This is a genomic window from Ktedonobacter robiniae, from assembly GCF_016587375.1.
Lineage (GTDB): Bacteria > Chloroflexota > Ktedonobacteria > Ktedonobacterales > Ktedonobacteraceae > Ktedonobacter > Ktedonobacter robiniae.
In genome coordinates, this window is record NZ_BNJG01000001.1 from 2402477 (window position 1) to 2417585 (window position 15109).

Sequence of the window (15109 nt, forward strand, 5' to 3'; positions counted from 1 at the left end):
CACATCTATTGTTGAGTGAGTAGCGGCAGGGAGAACCAGAATGTGGAACCTTGCCCTGGCTCGCTCTCGACACCGATAAGGCCGTTATGGAGTCCAATGATGGTCTGGCTGATATACAAGCCGAGGCCCAGGCCACCTCCCACGTGTTGCTCTGTCGTAGTGGGTTGGTGATGATCATTGCGTTCAATCTGATAGTAGCGCTTCCAGATACTCGCTTTCTGTTCCTGGCTCAGACCTGGCCCATGATCCTCGACCCAGACGCGCGCCTGGCTTGCCTGCTGCTCAATGCCAATGCTGATAGGCTCTACAGGGTCGGCATACTTGATGGCATTATTGAGCAAATTGTATAGTACCTGCTCGATGCGATCTTTGTCGGCATGGATCCGCATATCGCCGAGATCCATGGGTATCTTGAGCAAAAATTTATGGCCTGGGAAGGAGCGCCGCTGATCTAACACTGTATCATGTACAATTGCCAGCAGGTCGCAGGTATCGGGATTGAGCACCAATTTATTGGCTTGGATGCGAGTCGTATCTAGCAGGTCGCCAACCAGGCGGTTGAGTTGTTTGAGTTTGCCTAGCGAGCGCCCGACATGCGTATGGACATCATCGATGACGCTGTGAAGGTCTGTTGGCAGATTGTCTCGCTCCTCCAACAGGCGTTTAAAGCGCCGCTCGGCCAGTTGCAGGTTCCCATAAATAGCAGTGATAGGATTGCGTAGCTCGTGACTTGCCATGCTGATGAAGTCGTCTTTGCGGCGCTCCAGCTCTTTGCGCTCGCTGTTATCGATCACGAAGCCAATCCATTGACATGGTTCACGTTGGTAGAGGACCGCGCCCAGCAGAACGGGGATACGCGAGCCATCCTTGCGAATGTATTCCTTTTCGTAAGGTGCGCAGGAAATATGTTCAAGCATCTCGTGGAGCATGGCTTGATCCAACGCAGCATACTCCGGTGGTGTAATCTCGGCCCAGGCCAGTGGCTGTAGGGGGGGCTCTGCTTCTGTATAGCCGAATAATTCAAGGAGAGCAGTATTGCTATGAAGTATGTAGGTATCATCGGCGATGAAGAGGCCAATGATATTGGAGTTGAGGAGGAGTTCGAGGTGCTTACGTTCGCGAGCTGCCAGTTCCTTGGCGCGTTTCTGCTCGGTAATATCGTGGTAATAGACGGAGATTCCATACTCTCTCATCGGATAGACGTGGATCTCGTAGTATTTGCCGCTATAGAGTCCATCGGTCTCAAAATGAATAGGCTGCTGGGCCGCGACGGCCTCGCGGTAGCGCTGTTCTAAGACTGAGTTGCGCATACGCGGATACTCATCCCAGACGCAGCGCCCCAGCAATTCCTCACGGGTGCGCCCACTGAAATTTTCGGTTTTGGTATTGATATAGGTGTAGCGCCATTGACTATCCAGATGGAAAAAGCAGTCAGACATGTTATCGAGGATCTGCGCAATATATTGCCCTGTCTGTTGCTGGCGCTGCTGGAAGGCCACCAGGTCTAATGTGGGAAGTGCCTGGCCGGTGTGTGGCTCGCTTATGCGTGCTTTAGTTGTTTCTGCATTTAAGTCTGATCGATCTTCAGTGTGCATGTATTGGTTTCCCCGCAACAATAAAAAAAGCGCGTCCATCATAGAAAAGAATATATAGACCTGGGGACGCTAGATACGTAGTAGGTGTACATGGACACACGCCAGGAGAATACATATGCCGCTACTACATACATGGTAGCATAGCATAAGCGTCATGTACAGCGAAAAGGATATCTGGCCCAGGGTTTTCACTTCTCCTCTAACTCTTGCCTCGGTTCGTTACGCTCGCCTCGGGGTAAGGGATGTGGGCGCGAAGATACTGGTATATACACGGGCTGTATAGCGCTTATGACTCACTCATGTCAAAATGTGATACATATACAAGTAGGAATTATTTATACCTCTTAACAAGCTAAGGAGTGTCCTGATGTCACATTTTGAATCCTCTCCGTTGTCCTCGCAGAGTGCACAAGCTGTGGCTACAGTTGCCCTGGATAATAAGAAGCAGACAGACGTCAGTAGCGTCTGGTTGCGCATCCTGGTCGCTGTAAGCATGGGTATTTTGATCTCGATCCACTACACGAACTATAGTCCCCTGGCGCCTGCTATGAAGACGGATCTTCACATCAATAGTGGCGAGGTAGGACTCTTCTCAACGCTGCTCTTTGTGGGCATGGCTTTGACCTATATGGTGGGAGGCGTGCTGGCAGATCGCTTTGGCGCGAAGCCCGTGTTGCTGGCGTCCTGTGCTGTCTTGACGGTGGGGAGTCTCGCGCAGCCCCTGGTGCCGAATCTATTCTGGATGCTGGGTTGGCAGATCGTGATTGGTTTTGCTGCTGGTTGTGCCTTTCTGGCAGGCGCGAATGTGATTGCAGGCCTGGGCAGGTACGCGACACTGGGGCAGGGTCTGTATGGCGGCTCCGTCCAGTTTGGGGCGGGTATTGGCCTGCTGGCTACGCCATTGCTCTTGCCTTATTTGGGCTGGCGTGGCTGCTTCTTTTTCTGGGGTGTGCTCAGTATAGCTGGGACGCTGGCATGGTTTCTTGTACGGGAGAAGCGCGAGACGCAGCAGGTGGGAGCGCTCCAGGTGGGAACGGCCCTGCGCTCGCCTTCACTCTGGCTACTGGGTCTCTCACACATGGGAACATTTAGCCTGGGAAACGCGATTGCGGCCACAATCACACTCTACCTGACGCACGTCTATGGCCTCTCCCTGGTGGAGGCGGGCGTGATTGGCTCGCTTACGCCCATTATTGGGACGCTCTTTCGCCCTCTGGGAGGCTGGCTCCTGGCGCGTCATATGCTGCGCTCGATTACGCTGTTGCGCCTGGGGACGGCCATGGGTTGCCTGGGAGTCGCGCTCCTGGCCTGCCCTTTTCACTGGCCCTGGCTGGCTGCTGTCGGCCTGGGCTTGATTGGCATTGGTTCGACGGTTCCCTATGCCTCTGTTTTTAATAGCGCGGCCAACCTGCGTAGCGTGAAGAAAGGCCTGGCGCAAGGTTTTGTTAGCATGGTCTCCACGCCGCCAGTCATCATAGGGCCGCCCTTGATCGGCTTGATCTTTGATCGCACGAGCAGCTTTCTCTATGCCTATGGCTTAATCGTAGCCTTTGGCTGTATCGCGACAGGCGCGGCCTTTCTCGCGCGCTACGCGCTCAAACGTGAGTCGCTCCAGCCAGCCAGCGAAATCTAAGTAGTTGCCCCAACCACTTGGAGGGTGCATGCTGGGATGGACTTGCCCGGCCCGCAGACCTCTGTTTTCCTGTAGTCGTGCTATGCCACATGATATATAGAAAGAGGATCATTGCAACTGGCGATACTCAAAGCAGCTTCGTCTTGCTGTCGCTGGAGAGCTGTTTTTGCAAATAGGCCAGTTTCTCCGGGTTCAGCAGTGCATAGATCTCCTGAATACCCACAGCGCTCAGGGCCAGGCTGATGACTACGGCCAGGCTGCTCTCTTCCCAGAACAAGATGGCCGGGCTGCCATTGATCTCGGCCAGCGTCACGGTCAGAGGCCGCTGATTTTTGCGCTCTCGACTTAGCCAGAAACACCAGAAACGCGCCACGGCTTGCTGGCCGTGGATAGGCTTGAGAATCGACTGCACTTTGCCGCCACCATCCGCCCAGGAGACGGCATCCTGAGCCAGAAGGCTGGTCAGAGCCGCCATGTCCCCGGCCTGACTGGCAGAAAGAAAACTGTGCAGAAGCTGGCGCTGGCGCTGGCGCTCCGGCTCGAAACGCGCGCGCTTGTCCTGCAAAGCCTGCCTGGCCCGATGAAAGATCTGGCGGCAATTGGCCGGACTTTTCTCCAGCATGCTGCTGATTTCGCTAAAGGGGTAATCAAAGACTTCATGCAAGAGAAAAACGGCGCGTTCTGGCGGGCTGAGAGCTTCTAGCAGGCGTAAAAAGGCCAGCGAAAGAGCTTCTTGTTGCTCAAGGCCTGCTAGTGGGAACCCTTCGTCCTCCAATGTAAGGATCGGTTCGGGCAGCCAGTCTCCAATATACTGTTCGCGGGCGACCCGAGCCGATTTCAGATAATCCAGCGCCAGACGGGTAATAATGGTGGTCAAATACGCTTTCAAGGAAACTATCTCCTGGCTGGCACTCGCCTGATAGCGCAGATAGGCCTCCTGCACAAGATCCTCCGCGTCACTCGCGCTACCAGTCATTCGGTAGGCAATGGAAAAGAGCAGCACGCGGTAGTGCTCGAACTCTTCTCCCTGGTTCATGGATTCGTCCATCGCTCATATTTCTCCTTCTCCCCTCGTATTATAAGCCCATATCAGGACAGAGAACAAACGAGGGGTGTCACATCTGCCCGTGCTCTCTCGTCTCCTGTACGAGTCTCTGAGAGATATTCAAAGTACAGAGAAACCAAAAGAGGAAATAAAGATATGCAACATATTCTGGTCACAGGCGGCACCGGTACGCTCGGTCGCCACTTCATCCCTCGACTACAGGACGCCGGCTGCAAGGTACGGGTATTAAGCCGTAGCAGCCACGAGAACAGAGAGGGTATCGAATTCGTGACCGGTGACCTGGCCACGGGCGAGGGTCTCGAAGCCGCCGTGGAGGGGGCCGAGGTCATCGTGCATTGCGCGGGCAGCAGCAAGGGAGACGAGGAGAAGGCCCTGAACCTGGTCCGGGCGGCAACGAAAGCCAGAGTGCGTCACCTGGTGTACATTTCAGTCGTTGGCGCCAACCAGGTCCCAGTCCAAAGCGGCATCGACCGCGCCATGTTCGGCTATTTCGCATCCAAGCGGGCCGCCGAGCACCTCGTGATCGACTCCGGTATACCCTGGACAATCCTGCGGGCCACCCAGTTCCACGACTTGCTCCTCACATTCGCACAGGCCCTGGCGAAGCTGCCCGTCGTGCCGGCTTTTGCGGGCTTCCGGTACCAGCCCGTCGATGCCGACGATGTAGCAGCCCGGCTTGTACAGCTTACCCTGAATGAGCCTGCTGGCCTGGTGCCTGACCTCGGTGGGCCGCGGGTGTATACCTTCGCCGATCTGCTGCGCTCCTATCTGCACGCCAATCACCAACGTCGGCTGATCATGCCGATTTGGTTGCCGGGTCAGGCTGCCCGCGCACACCGGGCTGGCGCCAACCTGACTCCCGACCACGCCGATGGTACCCGGACCTGGGAGGAGTTCCTGACCGACCGGGTGAGTTTGTTAAGTGAGACCAGTCCTAGCCTGCCTTAGCGGCCGGAGAGGAGTTAATCTCCTTGCTATACACTCTCATATGCTCTCTCATTGGGACAATCTCTCCCAATGAGAGAGCATATCAATATGCTGCCCCATCAATAAACAAAGCATGATAGAGCATATATGTAATTGTGGAGACGATGGTATCAGGCTCTTGGAGTGAAACTTCTGCCAGTCGCCAGAACAACAAACTTACTACCCAGGCAAGTGACGTGACATCTACGTCCTTTCTCGCTCCTGGAGTTTGAAGCAACGTATGTAGCATGTGCTCGATTTGTTGCGCTGTCCACTGTTCAAGCTGTGCATGCAGTGCCCGCAATTCTCCATTGAGTGCTGTCGCCTCTCGCCATGCTCGATATGCTCCAACATAGGCCCAATCAATGAGTAGTCTTTGACGAACAGCCTGTTCGATAGCGCTACGGGCCTCAAGGGTATTGTCTGCTGTACACTGCTGAGAAAGATCTTCTACCCCATTCAGAAAGCTGTCCATAAGCACAAGGAGGAGTTGCTGCTTGGAGGCAAAGTGTTGATAGAAGCCTCCTACAGCTACTCCTGCTTGATGGGCAATCTCTTCAATGGTTGTGGCTTCATATCCTCGTTCCGCGAAGAGACTCAGAGCTGCCTGCAACAACGCATCTCGTTTTTGCTTACTCCTCTTTTGTTGTGGGAGTGGTGGAAACTGCTGACCCGTCAACAAATTCGGACGCAGATTCGCCTCGCTCTTCTCTGTTGGATCCGAATGCACTTGACTCACCTACAAATTCAACAATTTTTTGAGCAAGGAGAACAGGTTGATCTTCTGGTACAAACGCACGTGATCGCGAGACAAATTCCAGCCTGGCATGAGGAAATGCCTGTTGAAGCCGCCTGGCATTGCGTGCCGAGAAGAAAAGATCGTTCTTGCCCCATAGAATTAACACAGGATGCTGGAAATGCTGAAAAGATTTCGCGGCTTCTATTGTATAACGGTTCGAGACCTGCTTTAGGAACTGGATAAGGTCGCGCCTGATCTCTCTATTTCCACTCCGGAGAGCCGAAAAATAGGCGTCAAGCGTCGCATCATCTGCGTGCCGAAGAGAAACAGTCGCCATAAGAACCCGTTGCGCGCGTTTCGTCTGCAACGCCCATGTGAGAAAGTCAGCGAAACGGGTTCCGAAGAGCCGCGCTCCAGAAGCAAAAGGCTTAAGAAGTGGCGGAAAAAAATCCTCAAAGGCATCGCAGTTCGTCAAAATCAGCCGCGTGATACGCTCAGGATGATTGACAATCGTCAACTGACACATGGCGCCACCAGTATCATTTCCGACAAGTGTGACATTGTGTAGATCTAATGCCACTAAGAAGTCAGCAATGAGTTGAGCAATTCCTGATGGACTAAGGTCAGCATCAGCATGTAGAGGAACCGTCTGTGCTCCAAAAGGCAAATCCAGGGCAATACAACGAAACTGGCCCGAAAGAGCAGCAATTACATCGCGCCAGAGAGCACTATTGACCAGTAAGCCATGAATGAAGACAAGCGTTGGCCCTGTCCCCTCATCTCGATACCGTACAATACCTTGCGGTAGAGATACCTCGCCATTCGTATGTAATGAAGCAACCATAATATTCTTTCTCCTCCATGAATTTGAATACATATTCATGTTAGTGCAGAGAAAGAGCATAAGTCAAGGGGTATGTTTTTGCTAAGTGCAAAATTTACCACTGCTTGAGTAGGGGTAAGAGGCGCCCATTATAGAACTCGGGGCGTGAGTAGCGGAACCAGCGCAGGGGGGCGAGGAGCGGCAGGGGGAGGCGGGCATCAAGGATCGCGTGATCCAACGCGGAGAAAGCCTCCTCATCCAGGTGCATCGCTCCCCAGGCCATGGTGAACCAGAAGAGCGCGCCCCAGTGCTGACTATCGAGATTATAGGCTCCAGCCAGTTCGCTGAGCGCGCGTTCGGGTTGCTCGCGTAGCAGGTGGGCCACGGCGCGGCACAGGCAGGCATGATAATCGGCTGGATTGCGGCTGGCGATCTCCTCCAGCGTTTCGGGGGAAATCGCTCCAGGGTAGTCATCCAGGCACATATCGAGCCAGGCTCCCATCCAGGCGGGTTCGATGTACGTGCTATCCAATTCCCAGCTCTGGCGATAGTCTACGCGTGCCTGCATCAGGTTGCCCAGGCGCAGGTGTGCCTCGGCCCGCTGAGCGTATGCGCGGGCAAAATTTGGCTCATGGGAGAGGACGTAATTAAAATCTTGCAAGGCCTTGTGAGCCTCATTGAGGCGTAGATAGGTCGTGCCACGCTGGAAGATGGCGAGCACATTTTCCTCATCATGCGTTATGCTGCGCTGGAAGTCCTGTAGTGCCTCATTATACATGCCCAGGGCGGCATAGGATGCCGCCCGGTCGGCGTACACAATATCGAGGTTAGGATTAAGCTCTAAGGCGTGCTGGAAGTCTTGCAGGGCACGCGTATGCTCATTGAGCGCGGCCAGGGTTAACCCACGATTATAGTAGACTGTGGCCAGGGTTGGATCTAAGGCCAGGGCGCGGTTGAAGTCCGCAATAGCCTCCTGGTAACGTCGCTGTAGGCGATAGGCTTCGCCGCGATTATTGTAGGTAAAGGGCGTAGACGTGGAGAGCTTCAGGGCGCGATCATAATAGGGAAAAGCCTGTTCAGGGTGACCACTATCGGTGCAGGTCGCGCCAATACGATTGAGCAGGAGCACATCATCTGGGGCGAAATGCAGGGCCCGTTGAAAGTTTTCCAGCGCCTCATTATATTGTTGTTGGGCTGCATGCGCCTGGGCACGATTGGAGTAGGCTCCCAGGCGTCCCGCCTCCTCGGGATCAAAGGCGATGGCGCGATCCAGGTTGAGAATAGCCTGGGGAAAGGCTTCTAAGGCATAGTAGCTAATCGCGCGCCCGAGCAAGGCCTGTAAATCGTTATGCTCAAACGAGAGGGCCATGCTAAAATCATGGATTGCCTTGTGATAATCCTTTAATACATAGTAGATTAGCCCACGTTGATAGTAGGCTGAGGCATACTCGGGTTGCAGTGAGATAGCCTGATTAAGATCAGCCAGGGCATGTTGGGGATCGTTGAGACCACGATAGATGAGCGCGCGACTATGATAGTTCGCCGCCTCAGAGGGTTGAAGCTCGATGGCCTGCGTAAATTCGGTTAGGGCGCTTTGATAATCGCCAGCCAGCGCGTATACTGTTCCGCGTTTCTGGTACTCAAGCGTATTGTCTGAGTCCATCAGAACCTACCTCATGCGGTAATGCTTAAGTTTTATCATAGGTGATTATATACTTAATGTCAACCTCTATTGCCTTATACCGCTACTTTGTGAAAATATTGCTATTTATTTTATGCATTTTTAATATTGGTGTGTTTGTATTTAATTGGTAGTGGGAGCTGGTAGCGAGGGGAGAGAGGAGAGGATCGGGAGCACATCCTGCTGGTAAAAGCCAGGGTTCAGGGGCGCGACAAGTTGAAGGGGGGTAAAAAGTATCAGAGGCAGAGAGCTTTCCAGGGCGATATCCAGTGCCGAGCGTGCCTCCTGGTCGTGCTGGAGAGAGGCGTAGACGATGCAGAGCCAGAGATGAATACTGCTGTTATTGGGGTCGAGAACTAGCGCCTGTTGGAGGGATGCGAGCGCTTCCTCTGGCTGCTGGCGCAGATAGAGGGCGATTGCGCAGCAGAGAAGCGAGAGTTCCGGGGCCGAGTTGAGGGTGGCGATCTGCTCCAGGCGGTCGGCCATGGCCTCGGTATTGAGTGCTGGTAGCTCAAGGCAGAACTGAAGGGCCGTCAGCGAATAGTGAAAGCAGAGGCTCAGTGAATCGAGTGCGAGCGCCTGGCTGAGATCGTTCTGTGCCTGTGGCAACTGGTGCAGGGCCATGTGTACCAGGGCGCGCTGGTGGCTGGTTGCGGCATCACCTGGATCGAGTTGGAGCGCGTAGTTAAAGCAGGAGAGGGCCTGCTCAAAATCTTTTAGCTGATAATAGAAGATCCCTTGATATTTATACGTCGAGGCCTCGTCGGGTTGCAGGCGAATCAGCATATCGATATCCTGGAGCGCTAGCTTATAGTCGCGGCTGCGCAGGTGGAGCAGCGCCCGATGAAAGTAGATGGCCGTGACGCGTGGATTGAGCGCGAGAGCGGCACCGAAATCATTTAAGGCATTCTCCTCCTCGCGCACAGCACTATAGATAAGCCCCCGCGCATAATAAGCTGACACCAGGCGTGGATGCAGGTCGAGCGCCTCGCTAAAGTCCTCGATGGCCTCTCCGTGATCTTTGAGATTTGCATACTGCGTACCCCGCTCATAGTAAGCCCAGGCGAGGTGGGGATGGCCTTCAAGGACGTGATCCAGGTCCAGGATCGCGAGGCGGCAATCCCCCTGCTGTCCATAGGCCCTGGCGCGCATTCCATAGAGCTGTGAGTGAAATAAAGGCAGGTGCAGGAGCCAGGATGTCAGGGCAATAAGCGCGGCAGTATGGCGGCGTTTCGCGAGGTAGTGGAGCAAGAGGAAGAACACGAAATACAGACCCAGCAGGAGGAAAAGCAACACAAACACTATATTTAAGACAAAAATATTCATATCGCAGGCCTTCCCGGCATGAAGAGAGAGATGCGTTGATGTAGAATAGGAAAGAGAGTATAAATATATGATATTGTTTTGTATTGCTTTTTGTCAATCTTTTGTAAGGATAAAAGATATCATTTGTGAGTAATGTATGGTGGTGATATGGCGCAGCCACATCACCACCATACATTACTCGGCATTGCGTAGCATAGCCCGTGCTTCTTCCGCGAGGCGCTGGCGCAAGGATGCCGGTTCGAGAACACGTACCTGGCGACCCCAGCTCAACAGCCATTGCAGGATATCGCGCTCATGGCGCACGTGGAGGGTGACGAGCAGACCCTCAGCGGTCTTCTCGCTGGTGGTCATATAGTAATTGGGCGTCTCACGCAGCCAGCGTGCGACCTCGGCCGGGAAGAGCACGCGGACGACGATAGAGCGTGGGGCCTCACTAGGTGCAGGCGGGTTGGCAAGCTCGGCGGGGCGTTCAAATGTGTTGGGACACAATTGTAGCTCTTCCATGCGATCCAGGCGGAAGTGGCGTCTATCCTGGCGCAGGTGGCAGTAAGCGATCAGGTTCCAGATACCGTAGAGCGAGACCAGGCGATAGGGATCGGCCTGACGCGGCGTTACGACATTCTGTCCACTTTCAGGGTTTGTGCGTTGGTGATAGGTGAAGCTGACGCGTCGGCGGTCGAGGATAGCGCGGCGCAGCAACTGCAGCTTACCCTGCTCCTCCAGGGAGCCGTGGGCATTGGATGTCACAAAAATAATATTGTCTTGTAGATAACCTACCTCTGCACGTAGCTCCTGTGGCAGGACGCTGCTGATCTTGCGCGCGGCGGCGAGCGCGGCCTCGCGATACTGCGCATCGAAATATTGCGCCATAAGATCGCTACCGAGCAGGAGCATCGTCGCCTCCGAGGTGGAAAAACTGAGTGGAGGCAGGAAATAGCCCTCCATCAACGAGTAGCCCAGGCCCGGAATCGAGACAACAGGCACACCGGATTCACACAGTGCCTGAATATCACGGTAAATCGTGCGCTTACTTGTCTCGAAGGTCCTGGCGAGATCCTCGGCCCGTTGACGGCCTTTGCCCTGTAACTCTAAGACGATGGCCAGGAGGCGGTCAGTTCTATTCATGTGGCGAATTATAACATATGCATCCGCCTTTCTACGCGCGTTTGGTGGAGCGGTCTTCTTTGCCTCGTACCAGGGAGGCGAAGATGCCGAGGGCTGCGATACAGGCGCAGATGATAAAGGTCCACTGGAAGCTGTGTACAAAGGCCTGTTGCAGGGTCGTCAACTGCGCGTCATGCGGATGGCTTGTGCTGAGCAGTTGACCTGCTGCGGAGCCACCCAGCGCGCCGAAGATGGCGCCGGCGAGAGCGACACTAAAGCTCTGTCCCATCGTGCGTCCGGTGGCCAGGAAGCCCGACGCGAGACCCTGGCGATGGCGGGGAGCCGCCCCCAGCAGAGCGCTATTATTGGGTGACTGGAAGATGGCCTGTCCGACACCGACCACGATCAGGCGCCAGACGATATCAAAGATTGAGCTCTGGGTATTGAGCTGGCTGATGAGCACCAATCCCAGGCAGGCAATGGTCATACCAGTAGCGGCGAGCCAGCGCGAGCCAAAGCGGTCGGCAAGCGAGCCGCTGATGGGCGCGATGACCGCGATGGTCAATGGGAGGGGTGTCAGGAGTACGCCCGCCAGCTCGGTTGGAAATTTGCGCAGCTCCTCAAAGTAGAAGGGCAGCATAAAACTGACCGCGAACAGGGCCAGGAAGTTAAGTACCAGGCTAAGATTAGCCGACAAGAAGACGCGGTTGCGGAAGAGCGAGAAATCAATAATGGGGCTTGAGACGCGCTGCTCGACGAAAGGGAGGGCCGCGAGTGCGAGCACACCAAGGCCTATGAGTGCCAGGATCCAGGGCGAGGTCCAGCCAATTTCACCTCCAAAGGAGAGGCTTCCAGTTAGCGAGGCCATGCCGATGGCGAGTAGAAGCGCGCCCAGCGGATCAAAGCGTCCGGGATTGCGTTTATTTGCCTCTTTCAAAATGCGCAGGGTCGCGATAATGCCGATGATGCCAATAGGCACATTGACGTAAAAGATCCAGCGCCAGCTCAGGGTTGAGGTAATCAGGCCGCCCAGGGTCGGACCAACGCTGACACCCAGGGAGACCGTCACTGCGTTAAAGCCCAGGGCGCGCCCGCGCTCACTGACGGGAAAGGCGCTCGTCAGCAGGGCGGGACTGACGGCCATGATTAGTGCGCCGCCCAGGCCCTGAAAAGCGCGTGCGATGATGAGCGTAGTCAGGTTGGGCGCGGCGCCACAGATCGTCGAGCCAAGAGTAAAGACGATCAGACCAATGATCCAAACTATCTTTCGTCCCAACATGTCCGCCAGACGACCAGCAGTCAACAGAATCGCGGCGGTCGCGACCAGGTAGGCGATAATAATCCATTCAACGGCACCATTGAGTGGAACCTGAAAGTACTGAGCGATGGCGGGCAGGCTGATATTGACAATCGAAGAGTCGAGGGTCGCCATAAAGACCCCTACCCCTACAATTGCGAGGACCGCCCATTTATTCGCGCCCTCCGGGTTAGAGGCGCTTGAAGGGACCGCTGTGACGGACTCAGAGTCATTGTGCTCGGTTGGTGAAAGCGAGTGTTGCTGTTTCATAGTGTATCTATCATTTCATGCATGCAAGGGAGGGGCGAAAGGCGCTCCTCCATCTGGGGAGAGAGGCTTCTCCCAGTGGTCTTCTCTTTAAATCCGTGATTGCAACTACACGGAAGGTCAGCACTAATAGCATGACACATTGCCATGTAAGAATGCAAAGTCACACTCAATCCCACTGGACCTTTCCTGTGCGTAACACGATGGAACAGCCACGCTTGTTGCAAGAATGACGCTTCCTCCGCTTAGAGCGTTGTGCGGCACCATTGAGCTATATGGGGGCCGACGCTGCTAAAGCACGCATCTACATATGCTCGTCATATATAGATGCGTGCTTTAGCAGCGTCGTTTAACAACCAGGGTCAACCATTCAGTAATGTGAGCATACTCCACAATAATTTGAGCGCAAAGAAGCCAAGGGCGAGGCCACAGATGAGATTAACGAGGCGGAAAAATGCTGGCGTGACGAAACGCCGTCCATAGGATATTAAGCTTGATATAAGGACAGACCATAATGATGCACTAACAAGAAAGCCAGCAAAAAACACCATAACCTCTTTAAAATCAAGAGACATTTGTCTCGTTGCTATCAACGTGGGAAGAACGCTGAGCCAGAACACGACTGGGAATGGATTGGCTAGAGTGAGTGCTATACCCAGGATAAAATCTCCCTGCCCGTTCGCAGCTTTCTTCTCGCCTACACTTCCTTGATAGGCATCTTTGAGTGCCTGCCACATTAGCAGTAGCAAGAGCAGCACACCAGTAGCCCCCAAAAGCATGCGGGCGACCATGTTTTGTACGAGGAAGGCCGCGCCAATCAAGGCGACGACAGCCCATAGGAGCAGCCCAAGTAATGCACCAAGTTGTAGCGACAAAGCTCCAAGAAAGCCACGCCGCCCCAGACCTCGTAAGAGCTGGGCAGTTATCGCACCGGGAGTAGCGAAGAGGGCAAGGCCCAGTCCAAATGCAGAGAAAAAGAGCGGCACAATAATACCTCTATTTTCAGGTAGACATTTCTCTCCTCGAAGAGATGAGCCACCTGGACTGGCACCTCCGAAGAGAGAAATTGGTCTTTAAACTGGCAATAACTACTTATATGCAGCTTGCAGAGGCAAAGCTACTTCCTCTGCCAGGCGATGGAGGAGATTTTGAGAATCGGGCACAGGCACATGATAGATAATATGTGTTACTCCAACCTCTATAAATGAGCGGGTCTCCTGAAATGCTGCCTTCAGATCAGAAGGGTCAACAGAGATATGCCTGGAATGTTCAATGCTTGCCGGATCGCGACCAATGGCCACACAATAATTCTCCAGTAGAATACTCTTCTGCTGATAGATCTCAGGAGACTCAACACTACAATCCCAGATGTCTGCATGCTGAGCAATAACTTTCAAGGTTTGCTCACCTTCACCGCCAATGACAAAGGGGGGAGATGGTTTTTGAAGAGGCTTGGGATCGCAAGGTGCCTCGCTCAACTGGTAGTAGCGACCCTCAAAGGTTGCTAGAGGCTCTAACCATAGTCGCCGGATCAGTTCACATGCCTCGCCTAAACGGCGAATGCGTTCTCCAGGTGGGGGAAGGGGAATGCCATAGGCATGATGTTGCTGCTCTGACCATCCTGTCCCAATGCCGAAATTCAGCCGACCGTGGGAAATGACATCAACCGTCGCGGCCATCTTCGCCAGAAGTGCTGGATGACGATAGGTGTTATCAGTGACCATGACTCCAATCCGTAAACGCCGTGTCTGAGCTGCAAGTGCTGCAAGTAGGGTCCATGACTCCAGATAAGGGCCTGTTGGAGTACTGCCCAAGCCCATGAAATGATCATTGATCCAGGCATGCTCAAAAATGGAAATGTTATCTGCCGCTTGCCAAACGTTCAGTAAGGCATCATGCGTTGCATGTCGTTGTGCCGTTTTAATACCGAAGCTTAGTGGTCTTGATTTGTGCATATGCCCTTTGCCTTCTCGCTAATAGTGAATGGATACATCAATTTGATGCGCCTAGTATATACTTCTCTTGTGCGAGAATACAGAAATAAAGGAAGCTATTTCTTTTGTTTGGCCTAATTTAAGAAGGGGAAACATCATAATGTCTTTAGAATTTGAAAAGATACTGGATGAAACAGGTTGGCGCTTGCTCTATGAATTGCAGCAGAATGCGCGCCTCTCTTACAAAGAACTGGGCCAGCGCGTTGGACTTTCTCTTCCATCGGTCGCTGAGCGAATGCGGAAGATGGAGGAAGCGGGCATTATTACCGGCTATCATGCAGAGGTCAATCTGACCAAATTAGGTTTGCCAATCCTCGCTATAATTCGCCTGGGAAGTTTTGTGGGAGAGAGTTGCGCACGTGTTGCTGCCCAAGCCAGCGAGATTCCTGAGGTTCTGGAATGTTATAAAGTGACAGGAGCTGACTGTGTCGTCGTTAAAGTGGCCGTTACCTCGATGCCTCACCTGGAGCAAGTCATTGAGCAACTCTCCCGCTTTAGCACAGCCTCTACCTCTCTTGTATTTTCTAAACCTTTAGAGAATCGGGTTATTACCCATGAATTGTTGGAGCGGGCAGAGGGTATACAGGATAACTCGTTGTAGCTTCCTTATCAATAGAC

Annotated in this window: 13 protein-coding genes; 3 read left to right on the forward strand and 10 right to left on the reverse strand. The window is 53.7% G+C overall.

The window, feature by feature from the left end; all coding sequences use genetic code 11:
- Positions 1-5: 5 nt before the first annotated feature.
- Entirely contained in the window at positions 6-1595 is a 1590-nt protein-coding gene (locus JMJ04_RS10065) for a PAS domain-containing sensor histidine kinase (RefSeq protein ID WP_201370376.1), read from the reverse strand.
- A gap of 367 nt (positions 1596-1962) precedes the next feature.
- Between JMJ04_RS10065 and JMJ04_RS10070 the strand changes: the two genes are divergently transcribed.
- Entirely contained in the window at positions 1963-3228 is a 1266-nt protein-coding gene (locus JMJ04_RS10070) for an MFS transporter (protein WP_201370377.1), read from the forward strand.
- A 127-nt stretch (positions 3229-3355) separates the two neighbouring features.
- Here JMJ04_RS10070 and JMJ04_RS10075 read toward each other — a convergent pair whose 3' ends face one another.
- Positions 3356-4276: an RNA polymerase sigma-70 factor gene (locus JMJ04_RS10075; protein ID WP_201370378.1), complete on the reverse strand. Its 921-nt coding sequence runs from the start codon at positions 4274-4276 to the stop codon at positions 3356-3358.
- Between the two features lie 153 nt (positions 4277-4429).
- On the opposite strand from JMJ04_RS10075, the gene JMJ04_RS10080 reads away from it, so the two are divergent.
- Complete coding sequence (locus JMJ04_RS10080) at positions 4430-5242, forward strand: SDR family oxidoreductase (RefSeq protein WP_201372353.1); 813 nt, start codon at positions 4430-4432, stop codon at positions 5240-5242.
- An 82-nt stretch (positions 5243-5324) separates the two neighbouring features.
- On the opposite strand, the gene JMJ04_RS10085 is transcribed toward JMJ04_RS10080, so the two are convergent.
- From JMJ04_RS10085 to JMJ04_RS10120, 8 genes are all read right to left on the reverse strand, one after another.
- A complete protein-coding gene (locus JMJ04_RS10085) occupies positions 5325-5876 on the reverse strand; it encodes a TetR/AcrR family transcriptional regulator (RefSeq protein ID WP_201370379.1) in 552 nt (183 codons plus the stop codon).
- Between the two features lie 16 nt (positions 5877-5892).
- Positions 5893-6843, reverse strand: coding sequence for an alpha/beta fold hydrolase (locus JMJ04_RS10090; protein WP_201370380.1), 951 nt, complete (start codon positions 6841-6843; stop codon positions 5893-5895).
- Between the two features lie 94 nt (positions 6844-6937).
- Positions 6938-8485, reverse strand: a complete 1548-nt coding sequence (locus JMJ04_RS10095) for a tetratricopeptide repeat protein (protein ID WP_201370381.1) — start codon at positions 8483-8485, stop codon at positions 6938-6940.
- Positions 8486-8626: 141 nt separating this feature from the next.
- Positions 8627-9829, reverse strand: coding sequence for a tetratricopeptide repeat protein (locus tag JMJ04_RS10100; RefSeq protein ID WP_201370382.1), 1203 nt, complete (start codon positions 9827-9829; stop codon positions 8627-8629).
- Between the two features lie 174 nt (positions 9830-10003).
- Complete coding sequence (locus JMJ04_RS10105) at positions 10004-10954, reverse strand: helix-turn-helix transcriptional regulator (RefSeq protein WP_201370383.1); 951 nt, start codon at positions 10952-10954, stop codon at positions 10004-10006.
- 31 nt (positions 10955-10985) lie between these two features.
- Positions 10986-12500 carry an MFS transporter gene (locus JMJ04_RS10110; protein WP_201370384.1) on the reverse strand — a complete coding sequence of 505 codons (1515 nt, stop codon included), beginning with the start codon at positions 12498-12500 and terminating at the stop codon, positions 10986-10988.
- A 359-nt stretch (positions 12501-12859) separates the two neighbouring features.
- On the reverse strand, positions 12860-13483 hold the full coding sequence (locus tag JMJ04_RS10115) for a LysE family transporter (RefSeq protein WP_201370385.1): 624 nt from the start codon (positions 13481-13483) through the stop codon (positions 12860-12862).
- 102 nt (positions 13484-13585) lie between these two features.
- A complete protein-coding gene (locus tag JMJ04_RS10120; RefSeq protein WP_201370386.1) occupies positions 13586-14452 on the reverse strand; it encodes a TIGR03560 family F420-dependent LLM class oxidoreductase in 867 nt (288 codons plus the stop codon).
- A gap of 139 nt (positions 14453-14591) precedes the next feature.
- Between JMJ04_RS10120 and JMJ04_RS10125 the strand changes: the two genes are divergently transcribed.
- On the forward strand, positions 14592-15092 hold the full coding sequence (locus tag JMJ04_RS10125; RefSeq protein ID WP_201370387.1) for an Lrp/AsnC family transcriptional regulator: 501 nt from the start codon (positions 14592-14594) through the stop codon (positions 15090-15092).
- Positions 15093-15109: the final 17 nt, after the last annotated feature.

Bases quoted from the DNA above. Each gene is read 5' to 3' on its own strand.
- JMJ04_RS10110 (WP_201370384.1), bottom strand. From the start codon at position 12,500: ATGAAACAGCAACACTCGCTTTCACCAACCGAGCACAATGACTCTGAG.
- JMJ04_RS10065 (WP_201370376.1), bottom strand. From the start codon at position 1,595: ATGCACACTGAAGATCGATCAGACTTAAATGCAGAAACAACTAAAGCA.
- JMJ04_RS10090 (WP_201370380.1), bottom strand. From the start codon at position 6,843: ATGGTTGCTTCATTACATACGAATGGCGAGGTATCTCTACCGCAAGGT.
- JMJ04_RS10075 (WP_201370378.1), bottom strand. From the start codon at position 4,276: ATGGACGAATCCATGAACCAGGGAGAAGAGTTCGAGCACTACCGCGTG.
- JMJ04_RS10120 (WP_201370386.1), bottom strand. From the start codon at position 14,452: ATGCACAAATCAAGACCACTAAGCTTCGGTATTAAAACGGCACAACGA.
- JMJ04_RS10100 (WP_201370382.1), bottom strand. From the start codon at position 9,829: ATGAATATTTTTGTCTTAAATATAGTGTTTGTGTTGCTTTTCCTCCTG.
- JMJ04_RS10105 (WP_201370383.1), bottom strand. From the start codon at position 10,954: ATGAATAGAACTGACCGCCTCCTGGCCATCGTCTTAGAGTTACAGGGC.
- JMJ04_RS10080 (WP_201372353.1), top strand. From the start codon at position 4,430: ATGCAACATATTCTGGTCACAGGCGGCACCGGTACGCTCGGTCGCCAC.
- JMJ04_RS10125 (WP_201370387.1), top strand. From the start codon at position 14,592: ATGTCTTTAGAATTTGAAAAGATACTGGATGAAACAGGTTGGCGCTTG.
- JMJ04_RS10070 (WP_201370377.1), top strand. From the start codon at position 1,963: ATGTCACATTTTGAATCCTCTCCGTTGTCCTCGCAGAGTGCACAAGCT.
- JMJ04_RS10095 (WP_201370381.1), bottom strand. From the start codon at position 8,485: ATGGACTCAGACAATACGCTTGAGTACCAGAAACGCGGAACAGTATAC.